The sequence below is a fragment of the Saccharomonospora sp. NPDC046836 genome, from assembly GCF_040645195.1.
Lineage (GTDB): Bacteria > Actinomycetota > Actinomycetes > Mycobacteriales > Pseudonocardiaceae > Prauserella_A.
Window position 1 is genome coordinate 1 of record NZ_JBEYXW010000061.1, and the last position, 17,721, is coordinate 17,721.

Below are 17,721 nucleotides of genomic sequence, written 5' to 3' on the forward strand. Positions count from 1 at the left end.
GTCTCGTAGGGCGGCGAGGCTGATCCCGGCGGCTGTCGCGAGCTCGAGTTGGGTGAGGCCTGCCCGCCGCCGGAGATACCGTATCAATTCTCCCATCGCGGAAATGATGATGGTCTCCGCCTAACAAACGCCTACTCGACGCACAACCCCCAGAAGTCGTCAACCGCGACACCAGGCGTTCCCCCGAACGGACTCGTGCCCTTCCCCGTAGTCAACCCGTACCACTCGTCCGGATGTGCTCTTGAGCTGCAATTTTCCGACAGGTTGCCGTTCGATCCCGTGATCGTTTCCCGTCAGCCGGATTGGTCATCCTCGATAGTGACCAGAGGGTTGCAGACGCGGTCAGTCATGCCCGCGTGCAGGTCAAGAAAGGTAGAGAACCATTAAGCGGACACGTATCGCACTCCTGAGCGTCCTCGGGGCGGCCGCCATCGCGGTATCCGGGTGTGGCAGCGACGACGAACCCGGTGAAGCGGCAGCAGCCGAAACGACGACGAGCGCGGCCGAGAGTTCCGCCGCGGAGGAGTCGAGCACGACGTCGGACAGTGCAGCGCCGCCCGCGGGTGACGCCGAGATCACGGCGCCTGGAACCGAGCTGAAGGTCGGCGAGCGCGCGGTCGTTCCCTTCGAGTACAGCGACCGGACCGGCAAGATCGCGATCACCGTGACGGCCATCGAGCCGGGTGACAAGGCGGCGCTGGACCAGGAGTTCGGCGCACGGGCCGAGGGCATCAACCCCTACTACATTCGCTACACCGTTGAGAACGTCGACGGTACGGACTTCTCGTTCACCTCCGCGCCATCGCTGCGGGCGACCACCGCTGAACGTCGCTCGACGGGAGTCGTCGTCTCCGGGGACCTCGGCGACTGCGAGGGCGAGAGCGCTCCGGCGGAGTTCAACACCCCCGGCGCGACGTATGACACCTGCCGCCTGCAGGGTGGTCAGGAAGGCGCCGACGTGGCCGGAGCCATGTACGACGAAGACGACTACGACGAGAGCCCCATCGTGTGGACTCCCTGACGCTCTGAAGAACTTCTAGGTGGCTGGGGCCGCGGTCTTTCCGCGGCCCCAGCCATTTTTGTTTGCGCGGAGCCACGTCTGCTAGATTCAGAAAATGGTGAATCTAGATCGGGTGCTCGAACGGGCTGGCGGCGCACTGCGCTACGGTGATCTCGCGGGCGAGCGGCGCCCGGTCGTGTTCACGCACGGCGCGGGAATGGACCACCGGATGTTCGACGCGCAGTCGCGCGCTCTGCACGAGGCCGGGCACCGGGTCGTCAGCTGGGACCTGCGCGGGCATGGTGAGTCGACGCTCGCGCCCGGCGCCCGGTTCACCGCGGCGATCGCGCTCGATGACTTCAGTGCCCTGCTCGACCATCTTGGCCTCGAACAGCCGATCCTCATTGGACACTCGCTCGGTGGGAACCTCGCGCAGGCACTGGTGCGCCGTCGGCCCGAGCGCGCCCACGCCCACATCATCGTGGCCTCCACATGGAACGCCGGACCGCTCAGCCCGGTCGAGCGGTTCCTCCTCCGGCTGGCCGCCCCGTCGCTGGCGCTCCTGCCCGCCGCGCGGCTACCGGGGCTCATGGCACGCACCTCAGCCGTGACACCGGAGGCGATCGCCGCGTGCGAGGCGACGTTCGCGCGCATGCCGAAACGCGTTTTCCTCGACGTCTGGCGGGCGACCGTCTCGTTGGTCGATCCCGACCCGGGCTACCGCACACCCGTGCCGCTCGGCCTCATCCGCGGTGAGCGCGACCGCACCGGCAACATCGCGACCGCAATGCCCCGGTGGGCGGAGGCCGAAGGCGTCACCGAGCACGTCATTCCCGGCGCCGGGCACGTGGCCACATTGGACGCCGCGGACGCCACGACCACGGTGATCCGCGAGCTCGTCGAGGGCTGGGAGAACAGTACAACGGAGCGCTCGGCGTGACGGCGGGCGACGACCATGTCGCGTTCGTCGCGGCGATGGGCGACATCCTCGCATCGTGGAACCTGCCCCGCGCGACCGGGCGCATCTACGGGCAGCTGCTGCTCAACGCCGACCCCGTGTCGCTCGACGCGCTCGGCTCGGCACTCGGCCTCAGCAAAGGTGCTGTCAGCACGTCGGTGCGGGAGCTGGTCTTGTGGGGACTCGCGCGGACCATCCCGCAACCGGGTAGTCGCCGCCTGCTCGTCGAGGCGGCCGGAGGCTTCGAGCAACTGCTCGCGGCCAGTCATGAACGCACCCGCGCCTTCATCCGCGTGCTCCGGGCCGGGACACGGCTCGCCGAGGACGACCACGCGAAGACCCGGCTCGACGAGGTCGCCGGCTTCTTCGAGTCGTATGTGGAGGCTGGGGACCAGATGTTGCGCCGTCGCGCCTCGATCAGCATGTCCTCGCCGGAGCCGGAGTAGCCCTGGAGCATGCCCGCCGCGAGCCCGCGGGCTTGTTTCGGCGGCGTTTCTGGTGTAAAGGACAGTTTTCAGTGGTTGTTATGTGACATGTAAGGTGTCACACTTCTCGCCACACCCGCCGTCGCGCGTCCGGACGCCGGACTTCGAGCGTGAAGGAGTTCAGCTTGACCACAGCGGAGAAATGGCGCCTCGCCGTCGATGTCGGCGGCACGTTCATCGACTACATCCTCCTCGACGAATCGGATGGTTCGGTCCACGTCGAGAAACAGGCGGCCAAGGCAGCGACGCTCGTCGACGAGTTCGTCGGCGGCATGCGCAGGCTGCCGGCGAAGCCCGGGGACATCTCCCGGTTCATCCACGGCACCACCGTCGCCCTCAACACGCTGGTCCAGGAACGCGGCGCGTTGACCGGCCTCATCACCACCCAGGGTTTCCGGGACGTGCTGGAGCTCGGCAGGGGCGGCCGCGCCGAGATCTACAACTTCCGGTACCAGCCGGCGCGTCCCCTCGTCGACCGGTACCTGCGCAGGGAGATCCCCGGGCGGATGGGTCCGGACGGGACCGAACTCGTTCCGCTGGAACTGTCCCGCGTGGACTCCGAGGTGGACTACCTGCTCGCGCACGGCGCCACCGCCATCGCGATCTGCCTGCTCCACAGCTATGTCAACCCCGACCACGAGCAGCGCATCGCCGACCGAATTCGGGCTCGGCACCCGGAGATCGCGGTCAGCGTCTCCAGTGAGCTGGTCCGGGAGTGGCGGGAGTACGAGCGCACGTCCACCACCGTCATCAACGCCTTCACCCAGCCGCTGTTCGCCAACTACGCACGCAGCATCGACGAGCGGATGCGCGCCGAAGGGCTCACGAACCCCATCGCGTTCATGCGGTCCAACGGCGGGGTCATGCCGATCACCTCCGCGGCCGACCGTCCTGTCGAAACGCTCGGCTCCGGCCCGGCAGGCGGAGTCATCGGCGCGCACACGCTCATGGCGCAGGCCGGCTATCGCAACGTGGTCTGCGCCGATGTCGGCGGCACCACCTACGACGTCGCGCTCATCCAGGACGGCGAGATCGTCGAGCGGGCGGACACGATCGTCGCAGGCAGGCCGATCATGGGCTCGGTCATCGACATCGTCTCCGTCGGCGCCGGGGGTGGCTCGATCGCCTCCATCGACCCGGTGACCGCGAGCCTGAAGGTCGGCCCGGAGAGTGCGGGTGCCCAGCCCGGCCCGGCCTGCTTCGGTATCGGCGGAACCAAGCCCACCGTGACCGACGCGCAGGTGATCCTCGGCCTGCTCGATCCTGATCGTTTCCTCGGCAAACGCATGGTGCTCGACCGGGCGCTGGCCGAACAGGCGATCACCGGGCACCTCGGCACCGCGCGCACCGTCAGCGACTACGCGGCGGGGATCATGGCGGTCGCGCAGGCCAACATGGCCAACGCGATCCGGCAGATCACCACGCAGCGTGGTCTGGATCCGCGGGACTTCGTCATGCTGTCCTACGGCGGCGGTGGCGGGCTTTTCGCCGCGGGGGTCTGCGAGGAACTGGGCGTGCACACCGTCCTCGTGCCGCAGGCCGCTGCCGGTTTCTCGGCGTGGGGCATGCTCACCGCCGACTACCGCGAGGACAGCACCATCACGTCCGTCACCGACGTGGCTCACGGACAACTGCCCGGCATCGTCGACAACTACGCGAAGCTGCGCGAGGAGGCAACGGCGGCGCTGGTCGGTTACGGTTTCGCCAGCGCACAGCTGGAACTCGGCTACTCCGCTGACGTGCGCTTCCTCGGCCAGGAACACACCATCACCACGCCACTCGAACCGGACTGGCTCGCCGACGGCGCGGCGGCGCTACCCGCGGCACTGCAGCAGCGGTTCGTCGAGCGGCACCGGCAGCGCTACGGCCACGGCGAGGACGACGCCGAGATCCAGATCGTGACCTTCCGCTGTCGCGCCATCGCACCCGTGGCGAAACCGGTATCCCGCGGCCGCTATGCCGAGGTACCTGCCGTCGCGGTGGCCTCGCGGCCCATCTGGTTCCCAGAAGGCGGCTGGCACGACGAGGTCCCGGTCTACGAGCGCGACGCACTGTCTGCCACCGACCGCATCGAAGGTCCCGCCGTGATCGACGAGTGGACGACGACCGTCGTGGTGCCGCCGCGGTGGACTGCCCTGCTCGACGAGCTCGGCAACCTCGTGCTGACCTTCGAGGAGGAGAGCAAGTGACCGCGACCGACGAGATCGACATCGTCAAGGCCGAGATCACCCGTAACGCCTTGCTCTCGGCTGCGCAGGAGATGAACGACACCCTGGTGCGCAGTGCGTACAACCCGCTGATCTTCGATGTGAAGGACTTCGGTCTCGGCATCATGTCGGCCAAGGGCGAGCTGTGGGCGGAGGCACCGGGCCTCCCGGTGTTCATCGGCGTGCTGCCCGCCAGCGTCCGTGCCGGTATCGCCAAGTTCGGTCAGGACGGCTTCCGCGAGGGCGACGTGCTGATCGCCAACAGTCCATATCAGACCGGAACGCACATCTCCGACACGGCTGTGTACATGCCCGTCTTCTACCAGGGTGAGCTCGTCGCGTTCACCGGAAGCATGGCGCACTGGGCCGACATCGGCGGTATGAGCCCGGGTGGCTGGACTGTCGACTCGACCGAGATCTACCAGGAAGGCGTCCGCTTCACGCATCAACGGCTGTACCTCGCGGGTCAGCCGAACCGCGATGTACTGGAACTGATCGAGGACAACGTCCGCGTATCACGCATCGTCATGGGCGACCTGCATGCACAGATCGCCACCTGCCGCACCGGAGCCGAACGCGTCATCGCACTGTGCGAGCGCTACGGCGCCGACGAGGTGACGCGGCTGATGGACTACGTGGTGCGCCAGACCGAGCAGGCGTTGCGTGCCGAGGTGCGCTCGCTGCCGGACGGTACCTACAGCGCGTCCGTCCGGCTCGACTTCAACGGCGTCGACCACGACGAGGTACCGGTCATCGCCGTGCAGACCACCATCGACGGCGACCGGGTCAAGGTCACCTTCGACGGCACGAGCGGGGTTTCTGCCGGCCCGATCAACTGTGGTGCCGAGGCCACCGCGAGTGGCGTTGCCCAGGCACTGAAGGGAATCCTCGACCCGGTCGGGCCGAACAACAACGCGCATCTGTCGCTGGCGGAGATCGAGTTCCCCGCCGAGCCATCACTGGTCAGCCCGGTCGATCCTGCGCCGTGCGACTCGTACGGCTACGTCATGACGGCGCTGGTGGAGACGCTCCAGTACGCACTGGCCGACATCGCACCGGAGCGCGGACGCGCGGGCAGCTACCAGATGTGGGCCGAGTACATCATGTCCACCACCTCGCGTTCGGCGCGGCACTACGTGATGGCCGAACCCGTGCAGGGTGGCTCGGGGGCGTTCCCCGGGCACGACGGTAAGAGTTTGATCTTCTCCGGTGACGGGGACACGTGGAACGTGCCGGTCGAGGTCATGGAGACCCGCTATCCGGTCCACTGTGAACAGTTCGCACTCGACGAGACGTCAGCCGGTGCGGGCGAGTTCCGCGGCGGCATGGGCGTACGCCGTGACATCCGGGTGCTGGATGCGCACAGCATGATCAAGACGGCGCTGGAGAACACGGTCGACCTGCTGTCCAAGGGAATGCACGGTGGGCTGACGGGAACCGGTTCCTACACCAGGCTCGTCTTTCCCGGCGGCGAGGTGCGGCTCCAGCGGGAGCGCATTGGTGACCACCCGGTTCCGCAGGGCACTCTCGTCGGCATCCGAACCGGCGGTGGCGGTGGCTTCGGCGATCCGCTCGACCGCGATCCCGCGCGTGTCGCCAGGGACGTGCGCGACGAGTACGTGACGCCGGAGGCGGCACTGGAGCTCTACGGCGTCAAGGTGGTTCCCGGTTCTCTGCCGGGGCTCTGGGACGTCGATGACGCGGCAACCACGCAGATCCGGCGGCAGCGCAAGAACGGCTCGCCGCAGTCAGAACAGGAGACCACCCCATGATCCCAGCATGGCGCGGAGCCCGCCGCCGGCGTGGCGTGCTCGGGCTCGCCACCATCACCGCCGCGGCGGCCCTGCTGTCCGCCTGTGTCGCCTCACCACCGGAGGCGGCGCAGGGTGGTTCCGGCGGGAACTCGCTGAACGTCACCTTCGGCACCGGGCCCACGACACTCGACCCGTCGTCGGCGTGCACACTCGACGACACCCAGCTGACCCTGTCGCTGTATGTCCAGCTGCTGCAGTACGCCGAAAAGGACGGTCCGGCCGGCACCAAGCAGGTCGACCCGACGAAGGTCGATCCGTACTTCGCCAAGGACTACTCGGTGAGCGAGGACGGGACGGTGTACACCTTCCAGCTGCAGGAGGGGTGGACCTTCCCCAGCGGTGAACCCATGAATGCCGAGGCGGTGAAGTACTCCTTCGAGCGCGCCATGAAAATGGCTGGCTGCGGGGCCACCATCATCAACGACCTCTACCAGGACCCGTACCTCATCAAGACCATCGACGCGGTCAACGACACCACGCTGAAGATCACCCTCAACCACCCCGACGGTGACTTCCCGCTCGCGCTCGCGACCGCGGCGTCGTCCATTGTGGATCCCAGCGTGGTCGAGCAGAACGGCGGCGTCGTCGAAGCGAAACCCAACGAGTGGATGGGCTCCCACGAGGCCGGCTCCGGGCCGTACCGGCTTTCGGCCTACACGCCGGGCACGGAAGCCACGTTGACCGCGGACCCCGAATTCAAGGGTGAGGCGCCCGCCACCAAGACGATCAACGTGAAGTGGGTCAAGTCCGACCCCACCCTGCTGTTGCAGGCCCGTGAGGGGCAGAGCGACATCACGTTCGGGCTCAGCAAGAACTCGGCGAAATCGCTGGAGAACGACGAGGGCCTGACCGTCGCCTCCTACATGGCGACGTCGAACATGCAGTTCCTGATGCCCAATGACAAGGAGCCGTGGACGAACCCGCTCGTCAGGGAAGCCGTGACCTACGCGATTCCCTATGAGGACATCCTGAAGAACGTCGTCTACGGCTACGGCAAGCTCTACTATGGACCGATCCCGCCGACCATGCCCGGCTACGCCGAGCAGTTCTCGCAGCCGAGGAAGACCGACGTCGCCAAGGCCAAGCAGCTGATGGCGCAGGCGGGCGTGAGCACGCCACTCGACGTGCAGCTGGACGTGCTGTCCGGTGACAGCACGCAGGCCTCGCTTGCCACGGTGTTGCAGAGCACCCTCAAGGAGATCGGTATCAACCTGTCGGTGCGCACGCTCGACGAAAGTGCCTGGAGCGATGCGGTGTACAACGGCAAGGCCACCGCGGCCCTGCGGCTCGACGGGCCCGCGGTCTTCTCCGCCGGGTACTACCTCGGCTACGACGAGGACTGCCGCAGCCAGTACAACACCGGCCACATCTGCGTCGACGGCAACTCCGAGCTGCTGGCCACCGCTCGGGCCGCCACCGACACCGGCGCCAGGGACAGGGCGCTGGCGCAGCTCACCGAGAACTGGGTCGGGGCCTCGCCCAAGGCGGTGCTGTACCTCGACGGTAGCCCTGTCGTGGTGAACAAGAGCGTCACGAACTTCATGTGGTCACCACAGATCGACATGCGTACGTGGACGAAGTCCCAGTAGGACGGTGAGCAGGATGGCAATGGCCATCGCGTCGACGACGTCGGCGCGCCGCCGCCGCCGGTCGCGGGACTGGCAGCTGGTCACCTCGGCAGCCGTCATCGCCGGCTTCGTGGTCCTCGCCGTGGGGGGCCTGTTCCTTCAGGAGACGGCCAACCGCGTGGACGTGTCCAGCACGCTGCTGGCGCCGGGGCCCGAGCACTGGTTCGGCACCGACAACCAGGGCCGTGACGTGTTCGCCAGGGTCGCGGTCGGCGCTGGGATCTCCATGATCTCGGCGTCGACCGCCGTCGGAATCGGCGCGGCCGTCGGGCTGCTGATCGCACTCGCCTGCGGTCTCGGGCCACGCTGGCTCGACGCGCTGCTCATGCGCCTGTGTGACGGGGTCCTGGCGTTCCCGCAGCTGTTGCTCGCACTCGCTGTGTCGATGGCGCTCGGCGCGAGCCTGGTGTCGGCGACGATCGGCATTGTCATCACGGTGATCCCGATCTTCGCGCGGACCCTGCGGGCAGAGGCGCTCCGTAGCCGGTCCGAACCGTTCATCGAGGCGGCGAGGACCATCGGTCTCACGACACCGCACATCGCGGTGCGCCACGTCGTTCCCTATGTCTCCACCACGTTGACGATCCAGGTGGCGGCGAACTTCGGCTCGGCGGTGCTGACACTGGCCGCATTGAGCTTCATCGGCGTCGGCGCTCAGCCGCCGACAGCCGAATGGGGCGCGATGATCACCGACGGGCTGCAGAACGCCCTGACCGGGCAGTGGTGGATCGGCGTCATGCCCGGTGCCGCGCTGCTCGCGCTCGTGGCGGCGCTGAACGTGCTGGCGGACAGCCTTTCCCAGCGTACGACAGGAAAGAGGTGAGTGCCGTGCCCACGCTGCGTTACCTGCTCGGCAGAGCGTTCGGCGCGCTCGTCACCCTGGTTCTGGCTTCCGCGCTGTCGTTCGCGATCCTGCGGGTCGTGCCGGGTGATCCCGCCCGGCTCATCGCTGGTCCACTCGCGACACCGGAGGCACTGGCCGCGCTGCGCGACGAGCTCGGCCTGAACGACGGCATTGCCGCGCAGTACGTCAGCTACATCGGCGGTTTCCTCAGTGGTGACTGGGGTTACTCGTTCGCGAGCGGGGCAGACGTCAGTTCGGTGCTCGCGCAACGCTTGCCGGCGACGCTGGAGCTGGCGCTCGTCGCTTTCGTCATCGCGGTGGTGGGGGCAGTGGTCTGTGCGCTGCTCGCCACGTACCGGCGCGGCTGGTTCGGAACGGCGTCGAAGTCGCTGTCCTTGCTGGGGCTCGGTTTTCCGCCGTTCTGGCTCGGACTGGTGCTGCTGCTCGTGTTCTCCTCGTGGCTGGGCGTCTCACCCGGTCCTTCGGGCAGGCTTTCCAGCTATCTGACCGCACCGCCGCAGATCACCGGGTTCTACACGGTGGATTCCCTGCTCGCGGGTGACGTCGTCGCGTTCTCCGACGCTGTCGCACATCTGGCGCTGCCCGCGCTGGCGCTGGCAATGCTGCCATGGGCGTTCCTGACCCGGCTCCTTACCGCCAACCTTGCCGAGACGGCCACCTCGCCATACGTGGTCGTGGTCAGGAGCAAGGGCGTGGGCAGGTGGTCGACACATGTGCGGCATGTGTTGCACAACGCGGCATTGCCCACGATCACATCCAGCGGTCTGGTGTTCGCCACCCTGATCACCGGCAGCGTGCTCATCGAGCAGGTCTTCGACTGGCCCGGGGTCGGTGAGGTGCTGGTCGGGGGCATCCAGCGGCAGGACTTCGCGATCGTGCAGGCATTCGTGTTGTTGAGCGCGGTCGTGTTCATCGGAATCAACTTCGTGGTCGACATCGTCAACGGGTTCGTCGATCCGCGGCTGCGGGTGGTCGGGGCGAGGAGTCAGCCATGACAGGGACAACACCGGAACGGGTGTTCGCTGTGGACGGTCTGCGGGTGTCCTATGGGGACACCGAGATTCTCAGGGGAGTCGACCTCATGCTCGCGCCAGGCGAGAAGGTGGGTGTGGTCGGCGAGTCGGGCTCCGGCAAGTCGACGCTGGCGCTCGCCGTGCTGGGTCTGCTCGGTGCGGGTGGCCGGATCACCAGTGGCCGGGTCAGCGTGCTCGGCCGGGACGTCACCGGCCTGAGCGACCGCGAACTGGATCGCGTGCGTGGCAGGGACCTGTCTCTGGTGTTCCAGGACCCGTTGACCTCGCTCGACCCCGTCAAAACCATCGGCTCGCAGATCGGCGAGGCGCTGCGACGGCACAACCGCGGAATGTCCAAACGGGACGTCGCGAAGCGCAGCGTCGAACTGCTGTCCTCAGTCGGGGTCTCCGCGCCCGAACGGCGGCTCGCGCAGTATCCGCACGAGTTCTCGGGCGGGATGCGGCAGCGGGTGCTCATCGCGATCGCGATCGCCAACGACCCTGCCGTGCTCATCGCCGACGAGCCGACCACGGCGCTCGACGTGACCACGCAGGCGCAGGTCATGGAGGTGCTCGAGGACCTGGTGGCCAGCCGGGGCATCTCGGTTGTGCTGATCACTCACGACCTGGGTGTGGTGGCCGAGTTCTGCGACCGGGTCTGCGTCATGTACGCGGGTCGCATCGTGGAGAGCGCGGGCGCCGCGGAGCTGTTCGACCGGCCGGCCCATCCCTACTCGCGGGCACTGCTCGCGTCGTTGGCTCTGCCGGGCCGGTCGCGGAGCGAGCCGCTGGAATGGATTCCTGGTGCGCCGCCCGCGATGACCAGTCTCCCGCCGGGCTGCGCGTTCGCGCCGCGATGTGCCATGGCAGAGCCACGCTGCGCCGAGGCGATCCCGGAGCCGGAAGCGGTGTTTGCCGCGGGTGGGTCGCCGCGCTGGGCGGAGTGCCTGCGCGCCGGCGAGGTCTACGACACGCACAACGGCAGGGTGGGAGCCGATCATGGAGCTTGAAGTGACGGAGGCGCCGCTGCTGTCCGTGCGCAACCTCGTCAAGTCCTATGCGGCGGGCAAGAACGGCTACGCCGTGCTCGACGACGTCAGCTTCGACGTGTTCCCCGGCGAGACGGTCGGCATCGTCGGCGAGTCCGGATGCGGCAAGTCGACGCTCGCCCGCGCGATCATGCGCCTCGGTGATGTCACCTCCGGCTCCGTCGAACTGGCTGGCAAGGACTTGACCGCCTTGCGCGGCAGGCAACTGCGGCGGCATCGCCGGCATTTTCAGCTGGTCTTCCAGGACCCGTTCGGTTCCCTCGACGCACGGATGAGCGTGCGCGCCATCGTCGAACAGCCGCTGGAGGTACATGGAATCGGCACGGCCGTTGAGCGCCGAGAACTTGCCACCGACATGCTGGCCAGGCTCGGTCTCGGCGCAGAGTTCCTGACGCGCAGCCCGAAAACCCTGTCCGGCGGGCAGCGGCAGCGGGTCGCGATCGCGCGGGCACTCGTGCTCGATCCACAGCTGGCCGTGCTGGACGAGCCGATCTCCGCGCTGGACGTCTCCGTGCAGGCGCAGGTGCTGAACCTGCTGCGCGAGGAACAGCGCCGCACCGGGGTGACCTACCTGTTCATCGTGCACGACCTGTCGGCGGCCGAGTACTTCTGCGATCGGATCCTCGTGCTCTACCTCGGCCGGATTGTCGAGACCGCACCCGCCGCGGAGCTGTTCGCCAACCCACGGCACCCCTACACCGTGGCACTGTTCTCGGCGGCGCCCGACCCGCGGCGCCCCGACCGCAAACGGATCCTGCTCGAAGGCGAGCCGCAGGCACGGCGACCAGAGCGTGGTTGCGTTTTCGCCGCACGCTGCCCGCTCGGCAAGGACCGCGAGATCTGCCGGACGACCTCGCCCGAGCTGGCACAAGCCGGTAGTCCTGAGCATCAGACTGCCTGCCATTTCCCCGGTGAGCTCCAGGAGTCGCGTGCGCTGGCGACGGTCGTTCCGGCGGGAGAGGAGAACGCACGATGACGGCACAGCGGAGGTGGTTCACCGGCGGCTGGGTCTTCGACGGCACCGGGCGCGAGCGGTTCCGCGGGGACATCCTGACCGAGAACGGCGTGATCACCGATGTCGTCGAGGGTGGTCTGGCCGGCGCCGGGCCGGACGGGGCGGAGCTCGTCGACGTCAGCGGAGTCACCCTGCTGCCAGGGCTGATCGACGCACACGCCCACGTCGGGTTGCTGAGCATGACCCGCCAACCCGACCTGCCGCCAGCCGTGCAGGCGGCGCGGATCTTCGAGAACCTGCGGCTGTCCATCGACCAGGGGTTCACCACCCTGCGTGACCTCGGTGGCGTCGACGGCGGGCTCGTCGAGGCGATCGAGACGGGACTGGTCGAGGGGCCCCGGCTGTTGCCGAGTGGGCAGGTGCTGTCGCAGACCAGCGGTCACGGCGACCTGCGCGGCCGGTACTCCGCCGAGCTGGACAACCCCGACCTCGGCGCTGCCGGGCTGGTGCGCAACGCGCGGTTGTGCGACGGTCCCCATGAGGTTCGCCGTGCCGCCCGCGACCAGTTCCGCCGCGGCGCCACGCAGCTCAAGCTGTACGCGACGGGCGGGCAGCTGTCGGAGGGCGATCCGGTGGCCTCGCCGCAGTTCACCGAGGACGAGCTGCGGGCAGCCGTCGAGACGGCCAAGGACCGGGACACCTACGTCACCGTCCATGCCCACACCAATCGCGGAATTCACCGGGCGTTGCGCGCGGGTGTCCGCTGTTTCGAACATGCCTCGATGGTGGACAGGGAGACCGCGGTGTTGCTGCGCGACGCAGGCGCCGTGGCCGTGCCCACCCTCACCGTGTGTGAGGTGCTCAAGCAGGACCCCGAGTCGTGGGGCGTGCCAGGCCACTGGCTCGGTGAGCTCGACACGCTGGCCTCCGCCGCCAGGGACTCCGTGCGCATCCTGGCCGAGCTCGGTGTGCCGCTGGGCTCCGGCGCCGACCTGATCGGCATCGCGCAGGACAAGCGCGGCTGGGAGATCAGCCTCAAGGCCGAGGTGCTCGGCGCCGCGGCGGCGATCGAGTCGGCCACCAGGGTCAACGCCCAGATCCTCGGCATCGACCAGCTGGTCGGGACCCTGGAGCCCGGCAAGCAGGCCGATATCGCCGGATTCGCGTGCGACCCCCTGCGCACACCGGAGGTGTTCCGGGAAGATGGACCTGCGGTCGTGGTCCGTGCTGGGGACGTACTGAGGAACCGCCTGGGTGGGTAAGGAGAATCTGGTGACAGCGGATGTCAACTCGGGGCCGATGCAGCCTTCTCTCGATCGCATCGTCCCGAGGTCGAATCTGCGCAACCAGGTCGAGGAGTCGCTGGCGGCGGCGATCATCACCGGTGAGATGGAGCCCGGCCGGTTGTTCTCGGCCCCGAACCTCGCGGCGACGCTGGGGGTGTCGGTCACTCCGGTCCGGGAGGCGATGCTCAACCTGGAGAAGCGCGGTTTCGTCACAACAGTGCGTAACAAGGGCTTCCGCGTCACCGAGGTGTCCGAGGCGGAGCTGCAACACATCGTCCAAGTGCGCCAGCTGCTCGAACCGCCTGCGATGCGTATGCTCGCCAAGCGGTTCCCGGCAGTCGAGTCGGCCCGGTTCCACCAGCTGGCCGACACCATCGTCAACTGCGCCCGCAGCGGCGACCTCGCCACCTACATCCGGTCCGACCTGGCCTTCCACATCGGCCTGCTCGAACTGCTCGGCAACGACCGGCTCACCGCCATCGTCGCCGACCTGCGCTCGCAGACACGGCTGTCCGGCATCGCCGGCCTCGCGGCGACCAAGGAGCTGGAGGCCTCGTCTGAGGAGCACCGGCAGCTCGTCGACCATCTCGAGGCCGGCGAGGCAGAAGCGGCGGAGAAACTCATGATCCGCCACATCGGCCATGTCACCGGCGAGTGGTCGGGTAACCCGGAGAACGACTGACCCGCTCAGCCTGCGCTCTCGGCAACGAGGATCGCGGTGAGCAGCGCGAGAAAGACCACTGTCGCCGTGAAGACGAGCGCGGCGGCCAGTGGGCGCCGTTCCGCCCACGGGACGATGCCTGGATGCAGCCGCGCCAGCTCCTTCGGCGTGACCTGCTGATCCGGTCCCGCGACGGGGGAGGCGAGCAGCTCGACGAACCTGTCGAGATCGCCGAGCGTGTACAGCGGCGTGCGTAACCGCAGCAGGCAGCGTCCGCTCGCGTTGAGCAGGAACACGGTGTGCACCGGACCGAACCTGCCACGCGGGGGAGGTGGCAGCACAGCCCGTACCACGAGTGCGACATCCGTGCGCCGCCACGTCCGGAGCCTGCCCAGCACCCCGGACCTGCCGATCTCCGTGCGGCCGAGCACGACCCGCCTCCGGCGCAGGGACCAGGCGAGCGCGGGGAGCACGACCGCGAAGACCCCGAGCGCGACCAGTGCGACCACGACTTCTCCCTGTGCGGCAAGGGGAAGGACGATGGCGACGGTCACGATCGGCAGCCCGGCCATCGCTTGCCACCAGACACGCCGAGCGGGCCGGATGACGAGCGACGGCGGGTGCGGGGTCGCTGACACGCCAACACACTAACCGGCGATCTTCGCCGGACGGCACAGTGCTGGTAGGTCCCGTTGCGGTGACGGGTCATCGCTACGAGCTTCGGGCCGGGAACCGCTACATTGATGTTGCACTCTGGCTTTGCAGTGAGACAACGCCGTCTCATCTCGAGAAAGCCAGGCGATCAAGAACAGTTAGAATCCGGTATGCACGACATGAGCATCAGCTTCCGCCTACTGGGGCCCTTGCGGGTCGAGCGCGATGGACGCCCTGTCGTGCTGCCCACCGGGCAGATCCAGCAGCTGCTCGAGATTCTGCTGTTCAATGCCGGGCAGGTCGTCGATGTCGCAACCATTCGCGACCTGCTCTGGGACGGTGACGCCCCCGCCGGCTACCGCAAGCTGGTCCAGGTGCGGGTGTCCCAGCTGCGCGGCATCTTCGCGACGGCGCCTGTCACGATCACGGGATCCCGGCTGGGGTACCAGCTCGACGTCCCGCCGAGGTCGCTCGACCTGCAGGAGTTCCGCGACCTCGTGGCGCGGGCGAAAGGCCAGGAAGCGAGTGCCGCCGAAGTCCTGCTGCGTCAGGCGTTGGACCTGTGGCGTGGTCCAGCCCTCGCCGAACTCGCCGGCGCGTTCCGGGGTGTGCGCCCTGCGACGGTGCTCATGGAGGAGTACCTGTCGGCTGTGGAGTCGCACGCGCAGGCCGCGTTGACCGCAGACCAGACCACCGACCTCGCCGACCGGCTCCTCGGCGTGCTTGCTCAGCATCCGTTGCGGGAACGCCTGCGCGCGCTGGTCATGCTGGTGCTGCACCGTTCCGGTCGGCAGGGTGACGCCCTCTCGGTGTTCGACGAGGGGCGCCGGCTGCTCGCCACGGAGCTGGGGCTCGATCCCGGCGCCGAGCTGCGTGCGGCGCACGACGCGATCGTGCACAGCACCCCCGCCGCCGCACCGTCGTCCCGAACCGGCAGGGTCGCCGACTACGTGCCCGCCCAACTGCCTGCCGATGTGCGCGGTTTCGCAGGACGCGACGGCGAGCTGACGAGACTGACCGCCATTCTGGATGCCGACGAGCGAGAGTCGACGGCCGCGACCATTGTTGCCCTGTCCGGGACGGCGGGCGTTGGCAAGACCGCGCTGGCCGTGCACTGGGCGCACCAGGTGGCCGACCGTTTCCCCGATGGGCAGCTGTACATCAACCTGCGTGGATTCGGTCCCGCGGGAAAGGTGATGGAACCGGCCGAGGCGATCCGCAACTTCCTCGACGCGCTCGGTGTGACACCACAGCGAATGCCGGCCGAGTTCGACGCGCAGACCGCGCTGTACCGCAGCTTGCTGAGTGGCAAGCGGGTGCTGGTTCTGCTCGACAACGCGCGTGACGCGGCGCAGGTTCGTCCGTTGCTTCCCGGATCGCCGGACAGCATGGTGGTGATCACCAGCCGCACCACGTTGTCCGGACTGGTCGCCACCGAGGGTGCCGTGTCCTTGACTGTCGGTGTGCTGACCGCACCGGCCGCACGTGAGCTGTTGGGCCGTCGCCTCGGCCACGAACGGATCGCCGCTGAGCCGGCGGCTGTCGACGAGATCGTCTCGCGGTGCGCGGGGCTCTCGCTCGCCCTCGCCATCGTGGCGGCGCGCGCGGCCACCCGCGTCACTTTCCCGCTCGCCGCGATCGCCGACGACCTGAGATCGGCAGGAGGTGGTCTCAGCCACCTCGACGGCGACGATCCGGCGACCGACATTCGCGCGGTGTTCTCGTGGTCCTATCAGGTCCTCGACTCGCCGGCGAAGCGGTTGTTCCGGCTGCTGGGCCTCCACCCGGGTCCCGACTTCACGATCGCGGCCGTGGCCGCTCTCGCCGGCCTGTCGCGCAACGACGTCCGCCCCGTGCTCGCGGAACTGACTCAGGCGAACCTCGTCACGGAACACCTGCCGGGCCGGTTCGCCCTGCACGATCTGCTCCGTAACTATGCTCGGGAACTGGCCGACCACGAGGATTCGGTTGCGGACCAGCGCTTGGCGATCGAACGAATGCTGGACTACTACCTGCTCTCCGCGGAGGCTGCTGATCGGCTGCTTTTCCCGATCGATGGCGATCCCGCTCCGTACGAGAATGTCCACAACGTCATGGTTGAGGAGTTCGCGGGCACGGGGAGTGTGCTCGCCTGGTTCACCAGCGAGTACGCCCTGCTTCTCGTGGCCGTCGAGTTGGCCGTAGCGGTCGGGTTCGATATGCACACCTCCCGGCTCGCGCAGGCACTGAACAACAACTTCCAGCTCGCGGGACAAGTGCACGACCATGTCGCCGTCCAGCGGGCTGCCTTAGCAGCGGCGATTCGCCTTGGCGACACGGCGGGACAGGCCTACGCCTATAGCAGTCTGGGCAGGGCGAGCGCGCGCCTCGAACGGTACGAGGAGGGCCTAGAGTACATGCAGCGGGCGATGGCGCTGTTCGTCGAGCTCGACAATGAGGTCGGTATCGAGCGCACAGAGTTGTCGGTTACGCACCTCTATGCCATGCAGGGCGACTACGCCCGGGCGATGGTCCATTCTCGCCGAGCGCTGGCCCTCAGCCAAGCGTCGGGTCACCTCATCGCGGAAGCGAGGGCTCTCAATAATCTGGGCTGGTCACTCGCGCACCTTGGTGACACCGAAGAGGCCCTACGCCACTGCGAGAGGGCACAAACGTTGGCCGAGCAGTTCGGTGGGGTCATCGACCGTGGTACGACGACACACAGCATCGGCTACATCCGCCACAAGCTCGGGCGACACCACGAGGCCATCCTGGACTTCCGGCGAGCGCTTCAGTTGTTCGAACAGCTGGGGGACGAGGAGTACGTGATCGAATTCCTCGTAGATCTCGGTGAGGCCCAGCGCGCCGTGTCCGATGTGGACAGCGCGCGGCGCAGCTGGCAGCGTGCGCTCGCCATCGCAGACAGGATCGAACATCCGTACGCGGACCCCATCCGCGCTCGTCTGAGCGAACTGGCAGAGGTGGCCCCGAGGACGTCGTGACCCGCTTCGAGTCTCATTGGGCTGCGTGGTGTTGGTGGTAGCAGCAGGTGGGGCTGCAGGTGGTGGTTGTGGTGGGTGGGGTGGGGAGTTCTTGGCGGAGGAGTTGTCGGTGGACGTTGATGAGTTCGGGGTTGGGGTCGACTCCGAATTCTTCGACGAGTCGGT

16 protein-coding genes are annotated in these 17,721 nt (G+C 67.9%); 13 read left to right on the plus strand and 3 right to left on the minus strand.

The window, feature by feature from the left end:
- A partial coding sequence (locus tag ABZ863_RS33550) for a helix-turn-helix domain-containing protein (RefSeq protein ID WP_358532419.1) occupies nt 1–96 on the minus strand: 96 nt, incomplete at its 3' end.
- Between the two features lie 267 nt (nt 97–363).
- Nucleotides 364–675 (minus strand): hypothetical protein, encoded by a 312-nt coding sequence (locus ABZ863_RS33555; RefSeq protein WP_358543618.1) that lies wholly within the window; start codon nt 673–675, stop codon nt 364–366.
- Between ABZ863_RS33555 and ABZ863_RS33560 the strand changes: the two genes are divergently transcribed.
- From ABZ863_RS33560 to ABZ863_RS33615, 12 genes are all read left to right on the plus strand, one after another.
- Nucleotides 665–1,021, plus strand: coding sequence for a hypothetical protein (locus ABZ863_RS33560; protein WP_358543621.1), 357 nt, complete (start codon nt 665–667; stop codon nt 1,019–1,021). The genes ABZ863_RS33555 and ABZ863_RS33560 overlap by 11 nt on opposite strands.
- A 94-nt stretch (nt 1,022–1,115) precedes the next feature.
- Nucleotides 1,116–1,940 carry an alpha/beta hydrolase gene (locus ABZ863_RS33565; protein ID WP_358543623.1) on the plus strand — a complete coding sequence of 275 codons (825 nt, stop codon included), beginning with the start codon at nt 1,116–1,118 and terminating at the stop codon, nt 1,938–1,940.
- Complete coding sequence (locus ABZ863_RS33570; protein WP_358543626.1) at nt 1,937–2,404, plus strand: MarR family transcriptional regulator; 468 nt, start codon at nt 1,937–1,939, stop codon at nt 2,402–2,404. Before ABZ863_RS33565 ends, ABZ863_RS33570 begins: the two co-directional genes overlap by 4 nt.
- Before the next feature lie 164 nt (nt 2,405–2,568).
- Complete coding sequence (locus ABZ863_RS33575; protein ID WP_358543629.1) at nt 2,569–4,632, plus strand: hydantoinase/oxoprolinase family protein; 2,064 nt, start codon at nt 2,569–2,571, stop codon at nt 4,630–4,632.
- A complete protein-coding gene (locus ABZ863_RS33580) occupies nt 4,629–6,422 on the plus strand; it encodes a hydantoinase B/oxoprolinase family protein (protein ID WP_358543632.1) in 1,794 nt (597 codons plus the stop codon). The genes ABZ863_RS33575 and ABZ863_RS33580 overlap by 4 nt, the downstream gene beginning before the upstream one ends.
- Nucleotides 6,419–8,053 carry an ABC transporter substrate-binding protein gene (locus ABZ863_RS33585; protein WP_358543635.1) on the plus strand — a complete coding sequence of 545 codons (1,635 nt, stop codon included), beginning with the start codon at nt 6,419–6,421 and terminating at the stop codon, nt 8,051–8,053. Before ABZ863_RS33580 ends, ABZ863_RS33585 begins: the two co-directional genes overlap by 4 nt.
- A 13-nt stretch (nt 8,054–8,066) precedes the next feature.
- Nucleotides 8,067–8,915 (plus strand): ABC transporter permease, encoded by an 849-nt coding sequence (locus ABZ863_RS33590; protein WP_358543653.1) that lies wholly within the window; start codon nt 8,067–8,069, stop codon nt 8,913–8,915.
- A 5-nt stretch (nt 8,916–8,920) separates the two neighbouring features.
- A complete protein-coding gene (locus ABZ863_RS33595) occupies nt 8,921–9,952 on the plus strand; it encodes an ABC transporter permease (RefSeq protein WP_358543638.1) in 1,032 nt (343 codons plus the stop codon).
- Nucleotides 9,949–10,980 carry an ABC transporter ATP-binding protein gene (locus ABZ863_RS33600; RefSeq protein WP_358543641.1) on the plus strand — a complete coding sequence of 344 codons (1,032 nt, stop codon included), beginning with the start codon at nt 9,949–9,951 and terminating at the stop codon, nt 10,978–10,980. Before ABZ863_RS33595 ends, ABZ863_RS33600 begins: the two co-directional genes overlap by 4 nt.
- Nucleotides 10,970–11,995 carry an ABC transporter ATP-binding protein gene (locus ABZ863_RS33605; protein ID WP_358543643.1) on the plus strand — a complete coding sequence of 342 codons (1,026 nt, stop codon included), beginning with the start codon at nt 10,970–10,972 and terminating at the stop codon, nt 11,993–11,995. Before ABZ863_RS33600 ends, ABZ863_RS33605 begins: the two co-directional genes overlap by 11 nt.
- Complete coding sequence (locus ABZ863_RS33610) at nt 11,992–13,236, plus strand: amidohydrolase family protein (protein WP_358543645.1); 1,245 nt, start codon at nt 11,992–11,994, stop codon at nt 13,234–13,236. The genes ABZ863_RS33605 and ABZ863_RS33610 overlap by 4 nt, the downstream gene beginning before the upstream one ends.
- 10 nt (nt 13,237–13,246) lie before the next feature.
- On the plus strand, nt 13,247–13,942 hold the full coding sequence (locus ABZ863_RS33615; RefSeq protein WP_358543647.1) for a GntR family transcriptional regulator: 696 nt from the start codon (nt 13,247–13,249) through the stop codon (nt 13,940–13,942).
- Between the two features lie 5 nt (nt 13,943–13,947).
- On the opposite strand, the gene ABZ863_RS33620 is transcribed toward ABZ863_RS33615, so the two are convergent.
- Complete coding sequence (locus ABZ863_RS33620) at nt 13,948–14,559, minus strand: hypothetical protein (RefSeq protein ID WP_358543649.1); 612 nt, start codon at nt 14,557–14,559, stop codon at nt 13,948–13,950.
- Nucleotides 14,560–14,754: 195 nt separating this feature from the next.
- On the opposite strand from ABZ863_RS33620, the gene ABZ863_RS33625 reads away from it, so the two are divergent.
- Nucleotides 14,755–17,556: a BTAD domain-containing putative transcriptional regulator gene (locus ABZ863_RS33625; protein ID WP_358543651.1), complete on the plus strand. Its 2,802-nt coding sequence runs from the start codon at nt 14,755–14,757 to the stop codon at nt 17,554–17,556.
- Nucleotides 17,557–17,721 lie beyond the last annotated feature (165 nt).

Bases quoted from the DNA above. Each gene is read 5' to 3' on its own strand.
- ABZ863_RS33605 (WP_358543643.1), top strand. From the start codon at position 10,970: ATGGAGCTTGAAGTGACGGAGGCGCCGCTGCTGTCCGTGCGCAACCTC.
- ABZ863_RS33565 (WP_358543623.1), top strand. From the start codon at position 1,116: ATGGTGAATCTAGATCGGGTGCTCGAACGGGCTGGCGGCGCACTGCGC.
- ABZ863_RS33555 (WP_358543618.1), bottom strand. From the start codon at position 675: ATGGCCGTCACGGTGATCGCGATCTTGCCGGTCCGGTCGCTGTACTCG.
- ABZ863_RS33590 (WP_358543653.1), top strand. From the start codon at position 8,067: ATGGCAATGGCCATCGCGTCGACGACGTCGGCGCGCCGCCGCCGCCGG.
- ABZ863_RS33625 (WP_358543651.1), top strand. From the start codon at position 14,755: ATGAGCATCAGCTTCCGCCTACTGGGGCCCTTGCGGGTCGAGCGCGAT.
- ABZ863_RS33585 (WP_358543635.1), top strand. From the start codon at position 6,419: ATGATCCCAGCATGGCGCGGAGCCCGCCGCCGGCGTGGCGTGCTCGGG.
- ABZ863_RS33600 (WP_358543641.1), top strand. From the start codon at position 9,949: ATGACAGGGACAACACCGGAACGGGTGTTCGCTGTGGACGGTCTGCGG.
- ABZ863_RS33610 (WP_358543645.1), top strand. From the start codon at position 11,992: ATGACGGCACAGCGGAGGTGGTTCACCGGCGGCTGGGTCTTCGACGGC.